The organism is Flavobacterium sp. xlx-214 (genome assembly GCF_013874595.1).
Lineage (GTDB): Bacteria > Bacteroidota > Bacteroidia > Flavobacteriales > Flavobacteriaceae > Flavobacterium.
Genome location: NZ_CP059431.1, coordinates 1,486,724 through 1,510,948, shown reverse-complemented (window position 1 = coordinate 1,510,948; position 24,225 = coordinate 1,486,724). Strand labels below are relative to the sequence as shown.

The window sequence follows — 24,225 nt, the reverse complement described above, 5'->3', positions numbered from 1 at the left end:
ATTGTTTCCAAAAAAAAAATCGACATTCGTTGCATGAAAATTAGAAGAAAAAAAATCATGACAACCATATTCATTGTATTGGGTTTATTCCTTATTGTAACCTTTATTTTTTTGCAACATCCTTTATTTGGTAAACAACCATCGGGCGAGCGTTTAGAGCGAATACAAAAATCGAAATATTACAAAAACGGGCAGTTTCATAACCTTTCAAACACACCTGCTTTTGCTGAAGATGCATCGTATTTTAGTGCTATTAAAGAATTATTATTCTCTAAGGTTGAACACACCAAACCTACTGATAGCATTCCTTATGTAAAAACCAATTTGAATGATTTAGAAATTACAGAAGATTATTTAATTTGGTTTGGACACTCATCTTACCTTATGCAAATTGATGGTAAAAAGCTATTGATTGACCCTGTACTTACTAAAAATGCATCGCCTTTATACAACACCAATGTAGCTTTTAAAGGTGCCGATGTTTATACGTATGATTCTCTTCCAAAAATTGATTACTTGGTTTTAACACACGATCATTACGACCATTTAGATTACACAACCTTTAAAAAAATCCAAGCAAATGTTTCAAAAATAGTTTGTCCTTTAGGTGTTGGCGCTCATTTGGAATATTGGGGTTATCCAAAAGAAAACATTACCGAACTTGATTGGTTTGAAAGCGCTTCGTTAATTGATTCTTTAAGCATTACCGCTACACCTGCACGCCATTTTTCAGGTAGAAGTTTTAAACGAAACACTACATTATGGGCATCGTATGTTTTAAAATCGAATAACTTAAATCTTTATTTAGGTGGCGATAGTGGTTATGACACCCATTTTAAAGAAATTGGCACAAAATACGGTCCTTTTGATTTGGCTATTTTAGAAAACGGACAATACGATCGTAAATGGAAATACATTCACATGATGCCTGAAGAAGTACTAAAAGCAAGTTCTGATTTACAAGCCAAACGCTTTTTTCCGGTGCATAGTTCTAAATTTAAGCTTGCCAACCATCCTTGGAAAGAACCTTTAGAGAAAGTTGCTGCTTATGCCAAAACAAACCCAACTACCAAAATGATTTCGCCCAAAATAGGAGAAATTGTATACCTTAATAATACCAATCAAACATTTGAGGCTTGGTGGGAAAATGTAGAATAAAAAAAACGTCTGACAATGTCAGACGTTTTTTTTCTATAAACTTAACAATTATATAAATAAATGTACTAAATGATATACCCCCATTGCAACTAATGCAGAAACAGGTATGGTTAAAATCCAAGCCCATAATAATGAAATGGTAACTCCCCAACGTACTGCAGAAATACGTTTTGTAATACCTACTCCAATAATAGAACCTGTAATGGTATGTGTTGTAGAAACAGGAATACCCATATGCTCTGTTACATATAATGCTACCGCACCAGCAGTTTCTGCAGCAACCCCTTCTAACGGAGTTACTTTGGTAATTTTAGAACCCATTGTTTTTACAATTTTCCAACCACCACTCATGGTTCCTAAACCAATAAAAATGAAAGAAACTAAAGGTACCCATCCCCAATGATCCACAAAATAAGCAAAACGATCTGCAGTAGCAATTTCTTTGTAAGGATTTAATGCTTCTGGTAAGCCCATGTGAAAACTAATTACAGCTGCACCAATAATACCCATTACTTTTTGCGCATCATTACCACCATGTCCTAAACTAAACAAAGCCGATGATACTAATTGCAACTTTTTAAACCATTTTTCGGCTTTATGAGGGTTTGCTTTTCTACAAATCCACATAATAGCTACTGTTATGAAGTAGGCTAAAATCATTCCTAAGAACGGTGCTCCAAAAATGAATAAAAAGATAGGAATTACTTTTGCGTAAACAATTACATCTTCACCATTTACACTTAAACCGCCTGCGTGTGCAATTGCAGCTCCCATAAATCCACCAATTAAGGTGTGTGATGATGATGAAGGAATTCCTAATTTCCAAGTAGCTAAATTCCATAAAATAGCAGCAACCAATCCAGCAAAAATAACTTCAAGAGTGATGAAGTTTTCATTGACCGATTTTGCTATGGTATTACCAATTTTAAATTCGCCAATAATATAAAGCGATATAAAATAAGCAGCAAAGTTAAAAACTGCAGCCCATAAAACCGCCTGAAAAGGCGTTAAAACGCGTGTTGTTACAATGGTTGCAATTGAGTTTGCAGCATCGTGAAAACCGTTAATGTAATCAAAACCTAAAGCTAATAAGATAATAATCAATAAAAGCCAGCCTCCGTTTACATCAAGGTTGTTTAATAAGTCAAATAACTCCATAATTATACTTTAATAAATTATGCGTATTTAACAGTAATGGTTTCTAATACATTAGCTACACGACGACAACTATCTGTAGCCGTTTCTAATGCGCCCATAATTTCTTTGTATTTAATAATTTCAATAACGTTGGTTTCGTTTTCAAAAATATCAGCAACAGCTTTATCAAAAACTTTATCAGCTTTGCGTTCTAAACGTAAAATTACTTTACATCCTTCAGCAATTTTCTTTAAGTTTTTCATATCCTTTAAATCGTACATACTTTGAGCTACTTGGCTACAAGCTTCTAAGTTAGCTTCGGTTAATTTACGCAAAGGCTTTGTTACTCTATCAATTTGATACAAACGCATACGCGATGCAGCATCACTTAAATTATCCGCAATTTCATCAACAGCTGTAATAAGGTTGTTAATATCTTCACGGTCAAAAGGAGTAATAAAATTTCTTCCTAATTCTACACGAGTAGTTTGAGCAATAGCCTCAATTTCTGATTTTAAAACCTCAACTTCACGTAATAACTTCTCTCTATCGTTTGCAGGTAAGTTTACTGCTTCGTTAAGAGTTTCTGATAATAATTTAATTTTATTAGCAGCTTGTTCAAACAAAGGGTAAAATGTTTTATCCTTTGGAACTAAAAATTGAAAGATTGAATTTAAAGACATGTGTGTGTGCATTAATTTTTTCGCACAGCAAAAGTATTACTCTAATGTTAACTTAACATTAAGTATGTAAATTAATATTAACTTTTTTTAAAAAAATCATTTTTCAATTTTCAACAGAATATTTGTATTTTAGCAACATTCAAAAAATCAAGTGAAATTTTATCAAAATGGATTTAAACTTCAACAAAAACGAAGATCATAATAAATTACTTCTATCTGAATTAAGACAGAAATTTGCAAAAGTTAAATTAGGCGGTGGCGAAAAAAGAATAGCTAAATTACACGAACAAGGCAAAATGACTGCGCGTGAACGTATTGATTATTTATTTGATAAAGATTCAAAATCAATAGAAATTGGTGCTTTTGTTGGCGAAGGTATGTATGCTGAACACGGCGGATGTCCATCAGGTGGTGTAGTTGTAAAAATGGGTTATGTAAAAGGCAAACAAGTTATTGTTGTGGCTAACGATGCTACGGTAAAAGCAGGCGCTTGGTTTCCTATTACAGGAAAAAAGAACTTACGTGCCCAAGAAATTGCCATTGAAAACCGTTTGCCAATCATTTATTTAGTTGATTCTGCTGGAGTATATTTGCCAATGCAAGATGAAATTTTTCCTGATAAAGAAAATTTCGGTCGTATTTTCCGCAATAACGCTATCATGTCGTCTATGGGTATTACCCAAATTGCGGCTGTAATGGGTTCTTGCGTTGCTGGTGGTGCTTATTTACCTATTATGAGTGACGAAGCATTGATTGTTGATAAAACAGGATCGATCTTTTTAGCAGGTTCTTACTTAGTAAAAGCGGCTATTGGCGAATCTATTGATAACGAAACATTAGGTGGCGCTACAACCCATACCGAAATTTCGGGTGTTACCGATTACAAAGCAAAAGACGATAAAGATTGTTTAGATACTATAAAAAATATTGTTGATAAAATGGGTGATTTTGATAAAGCTGGCTACAGCCGTATCGAAGCTAAAAAACCTGCATTAAATCAAGAAGATATTTACGGTATTTTACCAAAATCTCGTGCGGAACAATACGATACTATGGAAATCATTAAACGTTTGGTTGATGATTCTGAGTTTGAAGAATACAAAGCAGGTTACGGACAAACTATCATTACAGGTTACGCACGCATTGATGGCTGGGCAGTAGGTATTGTTGCCAACCAACGTAAAGTAGTGAAAACAACCGGAGCTAAAACCAAGCCAAGCGAAATGCAATTTGGTGGTGTAATTTATTCTGATTCTGCTGATAAAGCTACTCGTTTTATTGCAAACTGTAATCAAAAGAAAATTCCATTGGTTTTCTTACAAGATGTTACCGGTTTTATGGTTGGAAGTAAATCAGAACACGGCGGAATCATTAAAGATGGCGCTAAAATGGTAAATGCAGTAAGTAACTCTGTTGTGCCTAAATTTACTGTAATTATGGGGAATTCTTACGGGGCAGGAAACTATGCTATGTGTGGTAAAGCGTATGACCCAAGATTTTTCCTTGCTTGGCCAAGTGCCGAATTAGCTGTAATGGGTGGTGCGCAAGCTGCAAAAGTATTATTGCAAATTGAAGCATCGTCATTAAAAGCAAAAGGCGAAGAATTAACTCCTGAAAAAGAAGCGGAATTATTTGATAAAATCAAAGCTAAGTATGATGCACAAACATCACCATATTACGCAGCAGCACGTTTATGGACCGATGCTATTATCGATCCGTTAGAAACAAGAACATGGATTTCTATGGGAATTGAAGCTGCTAACCACGCACCCATTGAAAAACCATTTAACTTAGGTGTTATTCAAGTTTAATTTTATACTTTAAAGTCTGCTGTTCAAAGCAGACTTTTTTAATCATATGATAAAAGAAAACCCATCCGTTTACGAAAAATACTTACCCCTGGTAACAGCGGTAGCTATGTTTATGCAATCATTAGATGGTACCATACTCAATACCTCGTTGCCAAGCATAGCATCCGATATGAGCTATTCGCCTTTAGAAATGCAATCGGTTATTGTAAGTTACACCTTAACACTAGCCTTATTCATTCCTTTATCGGGTTGGTTGTCTGATAAATACGGAACCAAGAAAATGTTTATTTTGGCAGTTGCTCTATTTACATTAGGTTCGGTTTTCTGTGCCTTATCTGTTAACTTATTAACGTTAAACTTATCGCGTATATTACAAGCAATTGGTGGATCAATGATGGTACCTATTGCTCGGTTAGCAATTCTGTATCAGTACCCTAGAAGCGAATTGTTAAAAATAATGAATTACATTACCATTCCCGGTTTATTAGGTTTGGTGGTAGGCCCTAGTTTGGGCGGTTTTTTATCAGACAATTTTTCGTGGCATTGGATTTTTTTAGTAAATCTACCCGTAGGTTTTTTAGGAATTGCAATGGCTTGGAAAATTATGCCGAATTACAAAAATACCATTGGCAAATTCGATTTTTTAGGATTGATTTATTTTAGCTTAGCCTTAGTGTTCATTACGTTAGCAATGGAGTTAAGTAGTGTAGGTATTAATCATTACACGGTAGTTTTGGCTTTGGTTTTACTAGCAGGAATTTTATTTGTTTTGTATTACAAACATTTCAAAAAAACAGCAAAACCCATCATCGATTTAAATTTATTTAAAATTCGTACGCTGCGCATTGGTTTAACGGGTAGCTTAATTACACGTTTTGGTATTTCAGGACTTCCTTTTTTGTTACCGTTGATGATGCAAGTAGCTTTTGGATTTTCAGCTTCAAAAGCTGGAATGATGTTATTGCCATCAGCCCTCACAACTATTGCTGTAAAACCTTGGATTGTTAAATTGGTTAAGCACTTTGGTTATCGAAAAATATTAATAAGCAACACCTTATTTTTAGCGGTGATTATTTTTATTTTCAGCTTTATGGAAAAGGAAACGCCGTTAATGTATTATATCTTTTTAATGATTGCTTATGGCGCTTTTACATCGATACAAATGACAGCCATGAACACCATTTCATTAGCCGATTTAACAGACGATCAAGCAAGTGGCGGAAACAGCTTACTAACCATAATGCAGCAACTTTCCATTAGTTTTGGAATATCAATTGCTGCATTAATATTAGCTTTCTTTAAAGATCATATGGATTTTTACCAAGGAGATTTGGTCACCACTTTTCATTATACTTTAATAACGTTAGCTGTTTTAACAGCGTTATCAAGTTTAACTTTTACCAAATTAAAACCTGGAGATGGTGAAAAATTATCGCAATAAAGCATTAGGCTTCTATGTTGATTATTTCTTCTTCTTCTACATCTTCGTTATCCATTGTTTTTAATACTTTTCGTTTCTTAAAATGCAAAGCAATGAAACTTAAAACGGCTCCAATAACGGTGATGATTAACAAGTTTTGAATGTATGGATAGGTTTGCGCAAACGTACCTTCTTCAATAATTAAAATTCTAAAAGCAGGTAAAAAATGTGTTAATGGTATTACTTGTGCTATAGCTTGAACCCACACTGGAGTTTGACTTAAAGGCCAAGTAAAACCAGATAACATAAAACTTGGGGTTGCAACAACCATTAAAATTTCGGTGGCTTTTAACTGATTTGGAATAATGATACTTACCAAAATACCTATAAAACAAACTGCTAAAATAAAGAAACCTGCTACTATAGTTAAAGCCCCTAGGTTTTTATAAAAAGGTATATCAAACCACCATGTAAAGCCCCAATACATTAGCCATACCACAATACTCATTAGTAAATAAGGTATGATTTTCACAAGCATTAAAGTAAATGTTGATTTTGATTTTTTTACTAAATCTTTAAAAGTCCCCATTTCAAACTCTGATGCAAAACTTAACGCCAATCCTAACAACAATACTTGCTGTAATACAGTTGCCAATACACCTGGCCATAAAAAGTACATATAATTGGTACTTCTGTTATTTTTCTTAATAAAAGTTGTTTTAAAAGGCTCGTACTGACTCATAAGTAAGCTTTCTGGTGTTCCTTGTTTGCGTAAAGTTTCTAACTGCGTACCTACTTTCATAGTACCTAAAACCAGTTGTAAAGCACCCGAAGCGTAATTGGCCGTTAAAATATTAGATGTATTTACAATGGTTGTAATTTCAGGATACTGCTTTGTTAAAACATCTTTTTCAAACCCACGCGGAAACATTACCACACAAGCAGCATCTTTCTCAATCATTAAATCTTTGATGTTTTGCTGATCAAACTGTAAGGCAGCAATATACAATACTTCGTTGTCTTGCATCATTTCAATAGCCTTAGCACTCATAGCGCTTCGGTCTTCATCAACTACAATTATTGGTAAATCAGTTACTTTACCTTTGCTGTAAATGTAGCCTATTAAAACTCCATATAATAAGGGCGCTCCAAAAAAGAGAATTTTTAAAACTTTGTTGTTCCAAAACAAATGAAATTCTCTTTTTATCAAATCAAAAAAAGTTTTCATAGTTTAAGGTTTTAGTGTAACGGTTGATTTTGATAAAAGATCTTTAGCCTCGGTTGTAGTTGCAGGTTTTACTGTTAACTCATACAAAGGATCTTGCATATCGTAATCTGGATAGGCCGATGCAATGTTAGCGTATGCCCCAATTTGTTTTACATTTTGCACAACGGCATTAATTGTTGCATTTTTATAAGGAACCGTAACTTGTACCGTTTTTCCTTTTTCATAGCTTTTTACTAAACTTTCAGGAATGGTAAATCTAAAATAAGTTGTTTCTTGTAAACTTCCTTTAAATAAAGTATACCCAGGTAAAGCCAATTCGCCAACTTTTAAAGTAATGGTTTCAATTTGCATATCTTGCGGAGCCAAAATGTAGCGTTCGCTTTCAGCAATAGAAACTTCTTCTAAAGCACCTAAGGCTCTATCTTGCTGCCCCAAAGCCATTGTTTGTTGCTCTAAACGAACTCCGTTTTTTACATCGGCAATTTCAGCATCAACAGCAATCATTTGCGCTTGCGCTCCTTGGTATTTGGCAAAAACCTCATCATATTGTTGTTGCGGAATTAAAGAATCTTTTACCATTGCATCTAAACGACTCAACGATTTTTTTGCAAATTGATACTGCTCTGTTAACGCTGCCTTTTTTGCATTTAATTGTTTTAATTGATTTGATGTTGCTCCATGAACGCTCATTTCGTATTGCGCGGCAGCCGATTTTACTGCTCCTTTTGCCTGTGCTTTTTTTGCTTGTACTTCAGGAATATCTAATATAGCCAAAGTATCGCCTTTTTTAACAAAATCGCCTTCGTGTACTAAAATGCGTTCCATTCTACCTGCAATTTTGCCAACTACAGCCAATTCATCGCGCTCTACTTTTCCTTGAATTACTTGTGCTACTTCTGATTTATTACTACAAGAAGTAAAAAAAACCGCGATTATTAATAGGGAAATATACTTTTTCATAATATTATTGTATTGAAATATAAGAGGTTAAACTACCCGCCGATTGATAAGTTTCAATAGCAGCTTGTCTTTGTTTTATAATGGTTTCTATTTTATTTAATGATTCTTTATAAATGTCGTTCTCTGCAGCTAATCGTTCTGTAACACTGATCAATCCTGCTTTATACTGTTTTTCAGCCATCTCATTATTATTCTGAGCTATTTTTTCGCGCTGTTTGGCAATGTCCATTTGATGTAGCATGCTTTCATACTCCATTTTGTTTTTGGTTAACTGCAATACCAGTTTTTCTTCGGCATCTACTTGCTTGTTCTTAATTTGTTCTGCATTTAATTCTGCTTCTTCAATTTTATGTTTGCGTTCAAAACCACTAAAAAGTTCCCATTTCATTGCAACACCAACCATCCATGTAGGATTAAAAGTCAACGCATCCATTTTTAAATGAGCTGTTTGATTTATTGATTGAAAAGGTACGTTCATTTCTGTATTGAATAAAGAAGTATAGCTATATCCACCAAAAGCTCCGATAGTTGGCAACAACGATCCTTTCTCTTTTTTTACTGCATATTCTGATGCTTTTTGAAAGGCTTGTAATGCTTTATTCTCGTTTTTATTCTCTGTTGATAGCTCTTCTAAAATAACAATTGGTTCTACAGAATGATGTGTATTCAATACATCGTTTACATCTAAACCTGTAATTTGATTGATTTTTAGAGCTAACAATTCTTGTTTGCGTTTTACATCGGTACGTTTTGATTCTAATTCTAACGTTGCTAGTTTAATTTTGTCTCTATCGTACGGAATTGCTAAACCTAATGAAATTGCTTTTTCTACACGCTCTGTTTCTTTTAACAAACGTTTTTCGCTATCGTTGATTAATTGATCGGCAATTTTCAGCATTTGCAACTGATCATAACTTAAGATAACGTCTTTAATAACCGCATCATTCTGCAAATCCATCATATACGAAGTTCCTTCTTTTTTATACTGCAATGCTTTGGCTCCATTCATAATTTGACCGCCACTAAAAAGAACGGTTTTTGCCATTACATTTCCGTGAAATGCTTGTCCTTTTGTAGTGAAATCAGATGCGCCAGAAAACAACTGCATACCCGTAATTGGTAAAGTTACCGTAGGAATATCCAACGAACCTTTGCTGTTTAAATAGCCATAAAGTGCACTTGCCTCAACCTTTGGTATGTACTTGTTTAAAACACTTTTGTGCTCTAAATCGAGCTTTGTTTTTTCAATATTTTGATTTTTTATGGTAACATCTTTTTGTAAAGCCAATTGTATGGCTTGGTTTACATCTGATGAAACAGGTATTTGTGCAAAAGTTGTTGCACTTACCGATAGTAAAATAATTAAAATCGATTTTTTCATTTTACATAGTTTTTAATGTTATTGAAAATCAATTGAAATGCGTTGCGAATTATATCAATTTCTTCTTCATTTAATCCTTCTGTAGACAACATAATGGTTTCATCAACTACTTCCATTACCAACGGTTTTACGTCTTTGCCTTTTTGAGTTAAATAAATTAAGTTGGTTCTACGATCTGTTTCGTGACTTTCTCTTGTTACATAACCTTCTTTAACCAAATTATCAATTAAACGCGTAACACTTGGTTTGTCTCTACTTGTGGTATCGGCAATTAGTTGTTGTGAGCAACCATCGGTTTTCCAAAGCACTGCTAATACCGACCATTGTTCTCTTGTTAACAGCAAACCTTTTGCTTTAAATTGTTGCGATAAAAATCTATTTAATAACAAAGGCACGCGCCCTGCTAATAAGTTAAATTTATTTTCGTTTGTTAATATATTAGCTGTTTTCATATTATAGTTGTTTAAACAACTACAAAGGTAATAAAAATAGTTGCATAAACAACTATTTTTGAAATTATTTTATTTTTAACTAACGCAGGCAATATAATAAATAGGCAGACCATTGATTATTTCAGGTGTTTCATCAATTCCTTCAAAGAAAACATGATCGCCTAATTCTTTATTACTTTGCTGATTATGTGTTTTCATTAAAAACTCTAAAGCTGTAAAATAGGTTTTATTGTCTGCTTTTAAAGTAGCAATAATTTCTACTTGATGTTCCTCTTCATCAGGATACTCTTCAAAAACATCTTCATCATCATCAATTAACACCTCATTTTCTTTTAAATCTTCTAAACTTGTAATCCAAGCCATGTATTGAATTTGAATTTCGGGAGCATTAATAATAACCTCATCGGGTTTCCAAAGAGCACTATTACCATGAATGGCTTCTTGATATTTAATTACTTCTTTATTAAATTCTTGATAATCGGTGTAGTTTTTTATCATTAAAACTCCACGAAATAGCATTTAGTATCATAACTTTTTATTTAAAATTACTCATTTTATTAATGCGATTTGAAAAATTTTTATGTTAAGATAAAAGGTAAAAAAAGACAGACTTACGAATAAGCCTTTTAATGTCAAGTTAATCATATAAACGCATAGTTATACCCGAGCTAAAAGCATCAATTTTAAGCTACTTTAATTTTAGAATTCAGTATACTTTTTAAAAAATAAACCTCGCTTAAAAATTGGGTAAAACAACAAGAAAAACGCAAGTTAAACCATAAAAAAAGCAGTAATTGTAAAATTACTGCTTGTATATTTTAAAGCTACACTTTAATAACTCCATAATACATATAAAGCTACTCCGGTTCCGTTCAACGGGCTTTACTTCATTGTTTATTATTTGTTTTAGTATTCAGTGATTTTCAATTCATCTCGTGCCCTCGGGGCAAGACGACCCGAGGGCTCTGCCCGAACAGAGCGAAGCTAAAGCTTAGTTATTAGCCGCAGTAATTATTGTAATTGCTTAGTGAAAAAGTCAGTGATTTTTTTTATGTTAGAATCATCGTTTTCAAATAAATAATCAACAATCATATTTACTATCTCTTCTCGGGTTTTATTTCTAGCCCTTAATTCATTGTCTATATATTTGTAGAATATTTTTCCATTTTTGTCATTAGTAATATTGTTCTCACTTTTATATTCCTCAATTATATTTTGTAAACTCTTTTGTTGGAAAACATAATCATTTAGGTTTTTGAATATTTCTCTATCAACTTTATTTATAAGGTTTTCCTTTAAATATTTTTCCAAACTTTCTATAGGTAAATAATTTAAAGGAATGTTATTGTTGTATTGTTTTTTTGCAAGATATGCTTTTGATTCTTCTTTGACATCACCATCAAGAACAATCATAATTTTTGATGTTTTACCTACTAAATTACTATTCACTACTTCCTCAGCTAAATCAATTACATTAGAATAGCCTCCACAAGGAAGCACATGGACCAATCTGTTGGAAAGTAAATTTTTCTTTTTTAAAATTTTACTGATAATAGATTTAGCTAAATCATCTTCAACTAAGAAAATATGATCATATCCCGAATGGTCATAAAGAATCCTCGTTGCGTAAGCTGGATAACAAGGATTCAATACTCCAAGAGTATCATCTGGATATCTTTCGATAAAGAAAATATTATCAGGAATTATATTAGAAACTAATTCAATAGAATGTGTAGAAAAATATATTGCATAGTTAAATTGATTAGAAATATCTTTAAGGAAAGCAACTAATCGTTTTAGCGAACTAGGATGTAATGCTAATTCAATTTCATCTAAAAACATTAAACAAGGCTTTGACAAACTAGCTCTATCATTGTTACGTATAAAAATAGAATTTAAGATACTTACCATAAGATTTTCACCAGTAGACATATGAAATTGACTTACTCTTTTATCACCCTTTTTATAGTAAAAAATATCTCTAGTATAATTGGATTTACTATCCACGTCTTTCCATTTTAAAACATAAAGTTTCTCATAGAAATTTTTATTGTTTTGTAATATTATACCAAGGTTTTCTCTTATAAATTCAGGAGCTTCTGTAAGTTTTGTGGTATCAATTGTATCTAATTTTTTTAAAGTTTCGTAGTTAGTATTTCGAAATCTATTACCATAAATTAATGAACCTTCGTAAAAGCCTTTAATGGACATTTTTCCATCGGAATATTTTTTCCATTTACCTGATTCTTTGTACCATGCTCTTTTTGCACCGTTTAATTCAAAATCTATTCTAGAATCTGAATCAGTAACACCAAAATAGTCATTCATTGGTAAAGTAAAGAAAACGCAAGATGAAGCTGTTACTACAGTACTTTTCCCTGAACCATTTTGACCAGTAATTGCGTATAATCCCTTTTCAATTGGTAAATTAATTTCAAGGTTTTGTATAGATTTAATTTTGTTAATTACAACTTTTAATTTCATAGGTATTTTATAGATTATTGCGGCTAACATTGTTATTTAGCGAAACCAAAATACAAAAAATTTCGTGAAAAAACAATTATATACGTATTTTGTTAACCAATCAAGAAAAAGCCTATACGCAAGTAAATTAAACACTTAATATATTTAAAATGTATAGTTAGCGAAACAAACCAACAAATTATCTGTACCAACAACCAAAAGTTTTGTAAAAAACAATTAACACAAAACCCTTAAAATTAGCACTTTAATTAACAATAAAAAATAATTATTTTTAATTATTTAGCATTAATTTTACCATATAAAACATTGCCTATGAAAGCATAACAATTACTTTAAGTGTAGCATTTTTTTAAAGGCTATTTAAGAAAAGGCTACCCATTTGTATTTTTTACAATACAAAGCTTTCTTTGTTATTTTACTACCTTTTCATTGAACATAATGAATCATAAAAAGTAGGTTTTTACGCCTAAAATAAAGTGTTTTAAAAAAAATCACACGTGTAAAAAAAACTTTTTATAACAAAAAAGTAATTCTTTATAGTGATAAAGTAATTCTTTTTGCTGTCGAAGTAATTCTTTTTGCTGTCGAATTAATTCTTTTTGCTGTCAAAGTAATTCTTTTTACTGCCGAAGTAATTCTTTTTACTGTCAAAGTAATTCTTTTTGCTATCAAAGTAATTCTTTTTGCTGTCAAAATAATTCTTTTTGCTGTCAAAATAATTCTTTTTGCTGTCAAAATAATTCTTTTTGCTGTCAAATTAACTCTTTAAAGGTTTCATTATCAATAGCAAAGCATCTATTTACATTTTGCATTATAAAAAATATTCATGCTGTTATAATAAATAAATCAATTGTTTTATTAAAATCAAATTGTATGAAAAAATTTAAACTAATACTTAATTTTATGTACTTTTCAAACATAAAATTATTAGATAAAGCCAAGCATATATTGGCATCGTTATCACCTAGACCAGAATTAGCAGCTTCTATAGAAGTACCTTATTACGATGATTTACAAAATGCTACTACTGCTTTTGAAGAGGCTATGGAAAAAGCAAAAAATGGCGACAGAATTGAAATTGCCAAACGTAATGAAATACGTGTAAATCTTATTGATTATCTTTTAGAGATTAAAGCTTTTTTAGAATCTAAATATGGCAATGATTATGTTGCTTTAATGAGTAGTGGTTATGATATTAGGAAAGAACCTACTCCGTATGGCGAACTACCTATACCAACAAACTTACAGTTATCATCTCCTCAAGAAGGATGTATATTGGTAAACATAAGTGCTGTTAAAGGGGCAAAATCGTATGTATGTGAGTATGGTTTAACTAATGAAACAACAACGCAATTTGCCGTAAATAGTAAAAGTACCTTTAAAATTGCAGGTTTGTTAACTGCTGGTATTTATAGAATGCGTGCTGCCGCTGTAGGTACTAGTGCTACCCATAATTTTACGCAATTTAAAACGGTGGTAGTTAGTTAAAATGCTTTTTATTTTAAACTCAAAAAAAACGCATCAAGTACTTGATGTGTTTTTTATGAGTAGATAGTAAAGTAACGTTTTAATTATCATGCTTATAGAAAAAAAAACAGCTTATTTTTTCATGTCTTAAAAAAAACATTTATGGTTAAGCTAATTAGTAAGAAAAAAAACAGACTTACGAATAAGTCTGTCTTAAAACTAACAAATAAATATAAATCTCACTTTTACTTCCAGCCACCACCTAAGCTTTTGTAAATGTCTACAACGGCACTTAATTGTTCTGCTTTGGCTTCTAAAACTTCTAATTTGGCATCAATAGCATCACGTTGTGTCATTAAAACTTCTAAATAATCTGCTCGAGACGATTTAAACAACTCATTGGCTATGCCTACTGATTGTACTAATGTTTCGGATTCTTTTTTCTTAAATTCAAAAATGCTTTGCATGTTTTTTATTTTAGCCATTTGGTTTGAAACTTCCATATAAGCATTCAAAACCGTTTTATCGTACTCGTACAACATTTGAATTTGCTTTGCATCGGCTCTACTAAACTCCGCTTTTATAGCACTTCTGTTGATTAAAGGCGCTGTTAAATCGCCTACCAAAGAATATAGTATAGATTCGGGCATTTTTACCAAATAAGATGGTTTAAACGCTTGCAATCCAATTCCTGAAACAATATCTAAGGAAGGATAAAACTCTGCACGAGCCACTTTTACATCTAATTGTGCCGCTTGCAATTCCAACTCGGCCTGTTTAATATCTGGACGGTTAGAAAGTAATTGCGCCGGAATTCCCGTTTGTACACTTTGAGGCATCATGTCAATAAAAGCGGTAGCATCGCGCTCAATAGGCTGCGGATAACGCCCAAGCAACTTATTAATGCTGTTTTCTTTTTCTGTAATTTGCTGTTTGATGCGGTATTCTAAACTTTGCGATTTTAATAACTCAGCTTCAAATTTCTTTACTGCTAATTCAGTTCCTCTGGCAGCCTGTTTCTGAATTTTTACAACTTCTAACGCCTTTTTTTGTAAATCGATGTTTTGTATTGTAATATCTAATTGATTATCTAACGAAAGTAACTCGTAATAAGAAGCAGCAACCTCAGCAATTAATTGCGATAGAACAAAATTCTTTCCTTCTACGGTTCCTAAATATCTTTTTACAGCAGCTTCCTTACTATTGCGTAATTTTTTCCAAATATCTACTTCCCAACGGGCATTTAATCCAACGGCAAAATCACCTAATGGTTCGGGCATTTCTTTACCAGGTTCTATTTCGGTAGAGGCGTCGCCAGCTCCTTGACTGGTATAGCGCCCCACCTTTTCAACACCTGCGCCTACTTTAGCAGAAACGGTTGGGGCAATTTTACCTTTGGCGTAAGCTACCTCACTTTTAGCCATTTCAATTTCTTGCAACGTAATTAACAACTCTTGATTATTGGTTAACGCCGTTTCTATCAATTTGCTTAAATATTTATCTGTGAAAAATTGTTTCCACGGAACCAATCCTGAATTTACGGTATCTGTAGTTGTGTTGTATGTTGATGGAACTTCTGTTCTAAAAGGTACATTGGTAGTAGCTTGCGGCGTTTTACAACTCCCCAAGATTACTAAAATCAATGCAACAATACCCCTTTTTATTATTTTTAAATTATTCATCGAATTCTAAATCTTCAGTTAATGGATTTTCATCTTCGTATTTTGTCAATTTTGTTTTTTCTGCTATGGTTGCAAAAATGTAGTACAAGCCGGGTACAATAACCAACCCGAAAACAGTACCAATCAACATTCCGCCAGCCGCTGCTGTACCAATGGTTCGGTTACCAATAGCACCCGGACCAGAAGCTACAACCAAAGGAATTAAACCGGCAATAAATGCAAAAGAGGTCATTAAAATGGGTCTGAAACGAATGGCAGCACCTTCAATAGCCGCTTGTAAAATGGTACTGCCTTGCTGCCTTTTATGCACTGCAAACTCAATAATCAACACTGCGTTTTTACCAAGTAATCCAATGAGCATTACCAAGGCAACTTGTGCATAAATATTATTTTCTAAGCCCATTAATTGCAAGCATAAAAACGCCCCGAAAATACCTGTTGGCAATGATAAAATTACAGGCAATGGCAAAACAAAACTTTCGTATTGCGCTGCTAATATTAAATACACAAAGCCTAAACAAATGGCAAAAATGAAAATGGCTTCGTTGCCACGTGCTACCTCATCTTTCGAAATACCCGCCCAATCAATTCCGTAACCGCGTGGTAATTTTTCCTTGGCAACTTCGTTAATGGCTGCAATGGCTGCACCACTACTATAACCTGGTGCTGGTGCCCCACTAATTTCGGCTGATAAATACATATTATGACGCGTAATTTCAGACAAGCCGTATGTTTTTTCCATCGTCATAAAAGCAGCGTAAGGCACCATTTCGCCAGCTTCATTTTTAACAAATAAATGCATTAAATCTTCTGGTAATGCGCGGTACTGTGGTAATGCTTGAACCATTACTTTATACGGGCGATCGTATTTAATAAAACTGGTTTCGTAATTACTACCAATAAGTGTAGATAAATTTTCCATAGCGTTGGCAATAGTAACTCCTTTTTGCATGGCTTTATCGTTATCAATTTTTAATAAATATTGCGGAAAACTAGCGCTATAAAATGTAAAGACAGAGCTAATTTCTGGTCGTTTGCTTAACTCTTTCACAAAATCTTTACTTACTTGTTCCATTTTTTGATAATCGCCACTACCTGCTTTATCAAGCAAACGTAATTCAAATCCACCTGCAGCACCATAACCAGGAACGGCTGGCGGTTGAAAGAATTCAATATTAGCTCCTGTTAAAGCTTCCGATTTCTTTTCGATTTCTTCAATGATTTCTTGTGACGATTTATCGCGGTCTTCCCAACTTTTTAAATTAATCAAACAAGTACCTGTGTTGGCATTAGTACCTTCTGTTAAGATTTCGTATCCTGCTAAAGAAGAAACCGACTGTACGCCATCAACATCTTCAGCTATTTTTTGCAATTGTTCTGCCACCTGATTGGTTCTTTCTAAAGTAGAACCTGGTGGTGTTTGAATAATAGCGTAAAACATACCTTGATCTTCATTAGGTATAAAACCTGTTGGCAAGCTGTTGTTTAAAAAGTAAATAGCAGCGCAAAAAACAGCTAATATCCCGAAAGTTAAGCTGCGTTTATTAACGATCTTTCCTAATAAACGTTCGTATTTTGAAGCACCTTTTGTAAACAATCCATTAAAAGCATTTAAAAATTTGGTAATAGGTGTTTGTTTGCGTGGTTTGCCGTGGTTGTTTTTCAAAATCATGGCACATAACGCAGGTGTTAGGGTTAATGCCACCAAACCTGATAAAATAATAGCTGTTGCCATGGTAATAGAAAACTGGCGGTAGAAAATACCCACAGGACCTGTCATAAACGCCACTGGAATAAACACTGCAGCCATTACAAAGGTAATTGCCACAATAGCTCCGCTAATTTCATGCATGGCTTCTTGTGTTGCTTTGTAGGGCGAAAGGTGTTTTTCTTCCATTTTAGCATGCACGGCTTCAATAACCACAATAGCATCATCTACCACTACACCAATAGCCATAACCAAGGCAAACAGTGATATTAAGTTTAAGGTAATACCAAAAGCACTCATTAAAGCAAAGGTTCCTACCAATGAAACAGGTACTGCTATGGTGGGGATTAACGTAGAACGTACATCGCCCAAAAATAAATACACTACAATGGATACCAATATAAAAGCCTCAAACAACGTGTGTACTACTTTTTCTATAGAAGCATCTAAAAACTTAGAAACATCGTAACTAATTTCGTAGTGCATGCCTTTCGGAAAGTTTTGTTTTAACTCGGTCATTAACGTTTTTACGTTTTTAATAACATCGCTGGCATTACTGCCAAAGGATTGCTTTACAACGATTGCTGCCGATGGTTTTCCGTTTAAGTTGGAATAAATATCGTACATGGCACTACCAAATTCAACATCGGCAATGTCTTTTAAACGTAGGATTTCTCCTTCTTTGTTCGATCGTACAATGATGTTTCCGTATTGTTCTTCGGTATTGTATCTGCCCGAATATTTCAGCACATACTCAAACGCTTCTGAACGTTTTCCAGAACTTTCACCGGCTCTACCAGGCGAGGCTTCTAAGCTTTGCTCTTCTAACGATTTCATTACATCATCGGCAGAAATATTGTATGCGGTCATACGATCGGGTTTTAGCCAAATACGCATAGCATATTCACGATTTCCTAAAATATCTGCCACACCAACACCATTTACACGTTTTAATTCTGAAAGGATGTTGATGTCTGAATAATTAAATAAGAATTTTTGGTCGGTATGCGGATCATCACTGTAAACGTTGATGTACATTAACATGTTCGACTCTTCGCGCGTAATTTTTACACCTTCACGCACTACCAAAGGCGGTAATTTGTTGATAACTGCCGATACACGATTTTGCACATTTACAGCTGCCAAGTTAGGATCAGTACCTAAATCAAAAACCACTTGAATAGAAGCTTCTCCATCGTTACCAGCATCCGATGTCATGTATTTCATACCCGGAACACCATTTAAAGAACGTTCTAACGGAATGATAACCGATTTAATCATTAACTCGCCATTTGCACCGGGGTATTCTGCTTTAATATTTACCTTAGGTGGTGAAATGGTAGGAAATTGTGTGATGGGTAATTTTAGCAAGGAAAGTACTCCTAAAAAAACAATAATCAATGAGATTACTATCGACAGAACGGGTCTGCGAATAAAACGTTTAAACATACTGTTTCGTTATTAAATTGATTATTCTGCTTTTAAGCGTAAAGCTGCAATTGCTTTTTTAGGATCTACAAATTTGCCTTTTACGTGATCGCCTTCTTTCACCGTTTGGGTACCTTCTAACAAAATGGTTTCGTTGGCTGTAATACCACTTTCAATTACATACAAGTCGGGCATTTCGCTGGCTATTTTTATTTGTTTTGAATGTACATTTCCTTTAGCATCTAACACAAAAACATATTTTTTGTCTTGAATTTCATAAGTCGCTTTTTGAGGAATGATTAAAACATTGGTTAAAGGTACTGTCATACGTACTTTACCGGTTTCACCGTGACGTAACAATTTATCGGGGTTTGGGAATTTAGCTCTAAAAGCAATGTTACCTGTTTCGTTATTAAACTCGCCCTCAATGGTTTGAATTTTTCCTTTTAACGGCAATAATTCATTGTTGGCTAAAACCAAATCAACCACATCGCCGCCATTATTCTTTGTTTTGGTTTGATAGGTTAAGTATTCGCGCTCTGAAACATTAAAATAGGCGTACATATTTGAATTATCGGATAATGACGTAAGCAATTCACCTTCATCAATTAAGCTTCCTAATCGTTTAGGAATACGATCGATGTATCCTGAAAAAGGAGCTCTAATTTCGGTAAACGATAAATGAATTTGCGCCAACTCTTGTTCAGCTTGTGCTCTTTCTAATTTAGCCATTGCTACCGCTTGTTCGTTTTTAGAAACCACATTGTTGTCTGCTAATGTTTTAGCGTTTAGCAACTCAATGCGTGCAGCTTTTACTTCAGCTTGCGCTTTTGATAATTCGGCTTTGTACAATTGTGGCTTTATACGAAACAACAATTGACCTTTTTGAACAAACTGACCTTCATCTACATAAATATTTTGCAGATAGCCTTTTTCTTGTGCACGCAACTCGATATTTTGAATCGACTGAATTTGCGAAACATAATCTTTAGATACAATGGTATCTAAAACAATAGGGTGAGTTACAGGAAAGTCCTTAACTTCTTCTTTTTCTTGCTTGTTTTTGTTACAACTAAACAACAAACAAACCGTACTTAGAGAAACAAATAATGCTGCTCTTTTCATAAAATTGAAATGGTTTAAATACAAATAATGCGTCCGTAAAGTGTAGGACCTTAAAATTTAGTCGTTGAGGTTTTCAACGCATACAAAAGCTGCATTAAAAATCAGATTCTTAATGTGCGTAAAACAATGTATTTGGTACTAAATAAACGAATAAAAGCATCATAAAAGAAGCGATGCTTTTTATACTTTGTATTTAAAAACGATAGAATAAAAGCAAAAACCAAAACTTTAGCCGTAATGGCTACAAAGGTAAAAAGATCAGAAAAGTCGAAATCTTGTGCATCAGCCTCAATGGTTGTAAAACTATTTTGATCTGAAGCATATTTTACCAAACGATGTTCATACGCTTTAATAGAATGTTTGTGCGTATTTACTACTTTATCTACTATTTTTGATGTAGATGTTGTGGGTATTTGCTGACCAATAGCCGTAAGCTTGCTTCCTGCAATTACAAGTAAAAAAAGAAGGGCTAGTATTTGGCTTAGGTACTTTTTCATTTCTACACCAAAGGTATAACTAGAAACGATATGTGAAATGATATTAACATTTTTTTAAAATACAAAAAGCCCAACTTTTAATAGTCGAGCTTTGCTTCTAGATTGATCCTTCGGTTTTTGTTTTAATTTCAACACGACGATTTTGGGCACGTCCTTCTGGGTTATCGCTTCCATCCTCTTTTGTGTTTGGTGCAACTGGATTTTCGGCTCCTTTACCTTCAATAGCCATAATATTTTTTAAACCTTTTGCTACTAACCAATTCTTAACCGTTTCTGCTCTTTTTAAAGACAATTCTTTATTGTATTTATCGGTACCTTTAGCATCGGTATATCCAACTATTTGAAGTTTACTTTCTGTTTTACCATTAATTTGATCAAAAACATGTTGTAATTCAACCTCAGCTTCAGGTTTTAAAACAGCTTTATCAAAATCAAACAGTTGATCTGCTTTAAGGCTAATGTTAACATTCAAATTACTTACACTACCTGTTAAGTTACTTCCTTCTTCATTTTTTAAAGTAGAAGAATTAGTTTGCATTTCTGTAGATGCAGTTTTTTGCTCAGTAGTTTCCATCACCTTCTCAGCAGGCTTTTCTGCATCTTCTTTATTGTTTTTACAACTTATAAAAGCAACCAAAAATACTACCAATAACACATACTTTTTCATAAACTATCTAGTTATATTAATGGCGTCAAAAGATCCAAAATCAGGCATATTTAATGTAATGGTTTTACTTGTTTCTGGCGGAGCAGGAAACCTTAAACTAATTAAAACTTCAGGTTGACTTTCACTAGTTGACATCTGAAGTTTACTTCCTCTTGAAGACTGCAATGGTGAGGCTTGATATTGACCTTCATCGTCTTTCAGGATTTCATGTTTTTTAGCTTCCACATCATCTATATAATTAATTTCTTGAATATTCATTACATATAATGAGGAATCTTCAGTGTTTTTCACAATCAATTCTACGTATAACACCTTCCCTATCACTTTAGCTTTTGTAACTGTTACAACATCATTATTAACAGTTTTAGTACTTAAAGCTGTAGGCGATTCTGCAATGGGGGTTGCTTTCTCTACAGGTGTTTGTTCTTTTAAATTAGTTGTATCAACATTTTGTGTTGTTGTAACTGTTGTTTCTTTTTTTTCATCTTTGCAAGCAAATAAAGCCAACGCAGACATACAAATGATTAACTTTTTCATAGAGCTTAATTTTTAATTGTATTATAACTAATATACAATTTTTTTTACAATTGATTAAAACAACAAAGCTCAACTTTAGTAAGTTGAGCTTTGTTGTTTATATCTTTTTAATTTACTACTTTAAATTTTGATCCAGTAAAAAAACTTTTTGCAGTTTCTTCACTAAACAACTCCATAGCTCCTTCTCCTAATTTTTCAAATATTTTACTTTCTCTTTCACTTAAATCTTTATATGTTTTTCTATTCAATTCTTGTTGTGCTAAAACTCTTCTAAAAAAATTTTCTGCATCATTTAAATTATTAAACGATGTTGTAACTAAATTATCTTTAATCCAACTATTAAATTCTTCTTGAGTTTTAAATTTTTCAAAATACACCTTTGTTTTATCATAAAACTCATCCTTCCACTTTTCTTCAAACAGATGAGCATCAGATTTAAAAAAAGCTTTCTTTAAACTGATTAAATCAAAAAATTCAATAACATCAGGTGTTATTACATCGGATGCTTTTTTTTGAGCGCTTACGGTATTATTAATTAGTACCATTAAGAATATTAAAAATACTTTTTTCATATATAAAATGTTTTTATTTAGTATAATATCAACGATTTAAACCACTATTTTATTTTTAAAAATAGCACTAACATTTTAAATAAAAAAAAATCTCAACGTAATGTTGAGATTTTTGTAAACAATTATTATATTTTTAATAAACGAAAGTCTTTTGTCTTTCATCTATTTTCTCTTATCTAATCAGCATTATTTTTTAAAAAATCCACCTAAAATATCACCTAAACCACCTTTGGTTACTGCGCTAATAGCATCATCAATACCTACTTTACCATCGCCGTTTTGATCTAAAATAGAGCTGCCATTTCCGCCACCTGATAACGATCCTAAAATATCGCCAATGTTAAAATCGCCGCTTTTAGCTTTTCCTAACACCATACTTAAGATTTGTGGAATAATGCTGCTTGCAAAACCACCCGATGTACCTGCATCTAAACCTACATTGCTGCCTAATTTAGAAGTTAACGATTCGATGATGTTTTTTACAATTGGGTTTGATGTTAACGAATTTACATCGGTGCTACCAAACATATTCATTAAACCATCCATATTACCACCTGAAACTGCATTTTGCAATCCTTCCATTAAAGAATTACCCGTTTCTTTAGCTACATTACCTGCTAAATCGTTTGAGATATTTGCGTTACCACCTACTTCTTTTTCGGTTAACTGATTTACAATTTGTTGAATTTGATCGATCATTTTTCTATAATTTTTTATAAAGATAGTAAAAATTCCATTGTATCTACATTATCGGCATAATCCCAAAGTTCCGGATTTTGAGTACTTCCAAACGGAATACTATCTTTTACCAAATTGTTAGAAACCACACACTGAATTTTATCGGCATCGTTAGTTAATTTCTCCTGAACTTCATCCAAAGAATCGTAATATTCATAAAAAGCAGACGAAATTGGTGAAGCGTACGAAGTATCTTCTTTAATGGTAAAGAAACCGTTATCTAACAAATTAAAGTTACTCATTAAAAATACGGCTTTGTTGTAATCGTAATTATTGGTGTATTTATCATCATCTAACACATCTTTAAATACAAACAATCCTTCAAAAAACGGATCAAAAACATAGCCTCTTGGTACAAACAATTTAGACACATTACGGCAACCTAAACCAAAATACCTAAAAACATCTTCGCCCAAAGCCAACATATCTTCTTTTGACTCTTGTCCGTTTAAAACCGCTACCGAATTACGATTTTTTCTAATAATGTTTGGATATTTACCAAAATAATACTCAAAATAACGTGCTGTATTATCGCTACCTGTTGCAATAACAGCATCAAAGTTTTCTAATTTTTCTTTGGTAATTTGGTAACGATTAGCAAAACGAGGTTCTACCGTAGCAACGTATTTTAATATAAACGGAATTAAAAGGGTATCGTTAGATGATAGCTTTATTAACGCTTTGTTACCCGATAATAATACCGACAATACATCGTGAAAGCCCACCATAGGTATGTTGCCCGCTAAAATTAAACCAACCGTTTTTAAAGGTTCTTCTTTCAAATCATACGCTTGCAACCATTTAGCTAAATTTTCGCTTGTTAAGGCTTCGCTCCACGATTGAAAAGTAAACTCTAACTGATTGCGTTTAAACCAGCTGTTACTATCGTGCAAACGGTCAATTAAATAACTAAATTCAAAAAAGAAGTCATTGTTATGCAAAACAGTGCTATTGGTTTTGTAAGGCTGTGCTGTAAACTGTTTTAAGAACAACCCCAACTGTATAAATGCCTTTTTTTTATCTTCTAAAATCATATAGATTTGTTTGTAAATTCTTTATGGTGTATTTTTGTACAAAGTTACATTAATTA

At 33.0% G+C, this 24,225-nt stretch carries 22 protein-coding genes; 4 read left to right on the top strand and 18 right to left on the bottom strand.

From position 1 onward, the window contains the following. The first annotated feature begins 57 nt into the window (after window positions 1-57). A complete protein-coding gene (locus H1R17_RS07155; protein ID WP_163430380.1) occupies window positions 58-1,158 on the top strand; it encodes an MBL fold metallo-hydrolase in 1,101 nt (366 codons plus the stop codon). Window positions 1,159-1,206: 48 nt separating this feature from the next. Here the strand turns inward: H1R17_RS07155 and H1R17_RS07150 are convergent, their stop codons facing one another. Both H1R17_RS07150 and H1R17_RS07145 read right to left on the bottom strand, forming a co-directional pair. Then, window positions 1,207-2,316: an inorganic phosphate transporter gene (locus H1R17_RS07150; RefSeq protein WP_163430381.1), complete on the bottom strand. Its 1,110-nt coding sequence runs from the start codon at window positions 2,314-2,316 to the stop codon at window positions 1,207-1,209. Between the two features lie 17 nt (window positions 2,317-2,333). Further along, on the bottom strand, window positions 2,334-2,978 hold the full coding sequence (locus H1R17_RS07145; RefSeq protein ID WP_163430382.1) for a DUF47 domain-containing protein: 645 nt from the start codon (window positions 2,976-2,978) through the stop codon (window positions 2,334-2,336). Between the two features lie 167 nt (window positions 2,979-3,145). Between H1R17_RS07145 and H1R17_RS07140 the strand changes: the two genes are divergently transcribed. Continuing rightward, on the top strand, window positions 3,146-4,789 hold the full coding sequence (locus tag H1R17_RS07140; RefSeq protein WP_163430383.1) for an acyl-CoA carboxylase subunit beta: 1,644 nt from the start codon (window positions 3,146-3,148) through the stop codon (window positions 4,787-4,789). Window positions 4,790-4,835: 46 nt separating this feature from the next. Then, window positions 4,836-6,230, top strand: coding sequence for a DHA2 family efflux MFS transporter permease subunit (locus H1R17_RS07135; RefSeq protein ID WP_163430384.1), 1,395 nt, complete (start codon window positions 4,836-4,838; stop codon window positions 6,228-6,230). A 4-nt stretch (window positions 6,231-6,234) separates the two neighbouring features. Here the strand turns inward: H1R17_RS07135 and H1R17_RS07130 are convergent, their stop codons facing one another. From H1R17_RS07130 to H1R17_RS07100, 7 genes are all read right to left on the bottom strand, one after another. Beyond that, window positions 6,235-7,437 (bottom strand): ABC transporter permease, encoded by a 1,203-nt coding sequence (locus H1R17_RS07130; protein WP_163430385.1) that lies wholly within the window; start codon window positions 7,435-7,437, stop codon window positions 6,235-6,237. Between the two features lie 3 nt (window positions 7,438-7,440). Continuing rightward, the gene (locus H1R17_RS07125; protein ID WP_163430386.1) at window positions 7,441-8,397 is read right to left on the bottom strand and encodes an HlyD family secretion protein; all 957 of its coding nucleotides are present in this window, start codon (window positions 8,395-8,397) and stop codon (window positions 7,441-7,443) included. 4 nt (window positions 8,398-8,401) lie between these two features. Beyond that, window positions 8,402-9,778 carry a TolC family protein gene (locus tag H1R17_RS07120; RefSeq protein WP_163430387.1) on the bottom strand — a complete coding sequence of 459 codons (1,377 nt, stop codon included), beginning with the start codon at window positions 9,776-9,778 and terminating at the stop codon, window positions 8,402-8,404. Next, window positions 9,775-10,230, bottom strand: a complete 456-nt coding sequence (locus tag H1R17_RS07115) for a MarR family winged helix-turn-helix transcriptional regulator (protein WP_163430388.1) — start codon at window positions 10,228-10,230, stop codon at window positions 9,775-9,777. The genes H1R17_RS07120 and H1R17_RS07115 overlap by 4 nt, the downstream gene beginning before the upstream one ends. 75 nt (window positions 10,231-10,305) lie before the next feature. After that, window positions 10,306-10,749, bottom strand: coding sequence for a hypothetical protein (locus H1R17_RS07110; protein ID WP_163430389.1), 444 nt, complete (start codon window positions 10,747-10,749; stop codon window positions 10,306-10,308). Window positions 10,750-11,241: 492 nt separating this feature from the next. Next, window positions 11,242-12,714 (bottom strand): ATP-dependent endonuclease, encoded by a 1,473-nt coding sequence (locus tag H1R17_RS07105; RefSeq protein WP_163430390.1) that lies wholly within the window; start codon window positions 12,712-12,714, stop codon window positions 11,242-11,244. 534 nt (window positions 12,715-13,248) lie between these two features. Further along, window positions 13,249-13,449 carry a hypothetical protein gene (locus H1R17_RS07100; protein WP_181729257.1) on the bottom strand — a complete coding sequence of 67 codons (201 nt, stop codon included), beginning with the start codon at window positions 13,447-13,449 and terminating at the stop codon, window positions 13,249-13,251. Between the two features lie 138 nt (window positions 13,450-13,587). Between H1R17_RS07100 and H1R17_RS07095 the strand changes: the two genes are divergently transcribed. Further along, window positions 13,588-14,202, top strand: coding sequence for a hypothetical protein (locus H1R17_RS07095; protein WP_163430392.1), 615 nt, complete (start codon window positions 13,588-13,590; stop codon window positions 14,200-14,202). Between the two features lie 224 nt (window positions 14,203-14,426). Here H1R17_RS07095 and H1R17_RS07090 read toward each other — a convergent pair whose 3' ends face one another. The 9 genes from H1R17_RS07090 to H1R17_RS07050 form a co-directional block, all read right to left on the bottom strand. Next, on the bottom strand, window positions 14,427-15,863 hold the full coding sequence (locus H1R17_RS07090; RefSeq protein ID WP_163430393.1) for a TolC family protein: 1,437 nt from the start codon (window positions 15,861-15,863) through the stop codon (window positions 14,427-14,429). Further along, window positions 15,856-19,020 carry an efflux RND transporter permease subunit gene (locus H1R17_RS07085; protein ID WP_163430394.1) on the bottom strand — a complete coding sequence of 1,055 codons (3,165 nt, stop codon included), beginning with the start codon at window positions 19,018-19,020 and terminating at the stop codon, window positions 15,856-15,858. The genes H1R17_RS07090 and H1R17_RS07085 overlap by 8 nt, the downstream gene beginning before the upstream one ends. 21 nt (window positions 19,021-19,041) lie before the next feature. After that, window positions 19,042-20,124 carry an efflux RND transporter periplasmic adaptor subunit gene (locus H1R17_RS07080; RefSeq protein WP_163430395.1) on the bottom strand — a complete coding sequence of 361 codons (1,083 nt, stop codon included), beginning with the start codon at window positions 20,122-20,124 and terminating at the stop codon, window positions 19,042-19,044. A 101-nt stretch (window positions 20,125-20,225) separates the two neighbouring features. Then, window positions 20,226-20,621 carry a hypothetical protein gene (locus tag H1R17_RS07075; RefSeq protein ID WP_163430396.1) on the bottom strand — a complete coding sequence of 132 codons (396 nt, stop codon included), beginning with the start codon at window positions 20,619-20,621 and terminating at the stop codon, window positions 20,226-20,228. Between the two features lie 97 nt (window positions 20,622-20,718). After that, entirely contained in the window at window positions 20,719-21,288 is a 570-nt protein-coding gene (locus H1R17_RS07070; RefSeq protein WP_163430397.1) for an OmpA family protein, read from the bottom strand. Between the two features lie 3 nt (window positions 21,289-21,291). Beyond that, window positions 21,292-21,825 carry a hypothetical protein gene (locus H1R17_RS07065; RefSeq protein ID WP_163430398.1) on the bottom strand — a complete coding sequence of 178 codons (534 nt, stop codon included), beginning with the start codon at window positions 21,823-21,825 and terminating at the stop codon, window positions 21,292-21,294. A gap of 107 nt (window positions 21,826-21,932) precedes the next feature. Next, window positions 21,933-22,397: a hypothetical protein gene (locus tag H1R17_RS07060; protein ID WP_163430399.1), complete on the bottom strand. Its 465-nt coding sequence runs from the start codon at window positions 22,395-22,397 to the stop codon at window positions 21,933-21,935. Between the two features lie 186 nt (window positions 22,398-22,583). Then, entirely contained in the window at window positions 22,584-23,096 is a 513-nt protein-coding gene (locus H1R17_RS07055; protein WP_163430400.1) for a hypothetical protein, read from the bottom strand. Between the two features lie 14 nt (window positions 23,097-23,110). Further along, the gene (locus H1R17_RS07050; protein ID WP_163430401.1) at window positions 23,111-24,169 is read right to left on the bottom strand and encodes an acyl-CoA reductase; all 1,059 of its coding nucleotides are present in this window, start codon (window positions 24,167-24,169) and stop codon (window positions 23,111-23,113) included. Window positions 24,170-24,225: the final 56 nt, after the last annotated feature.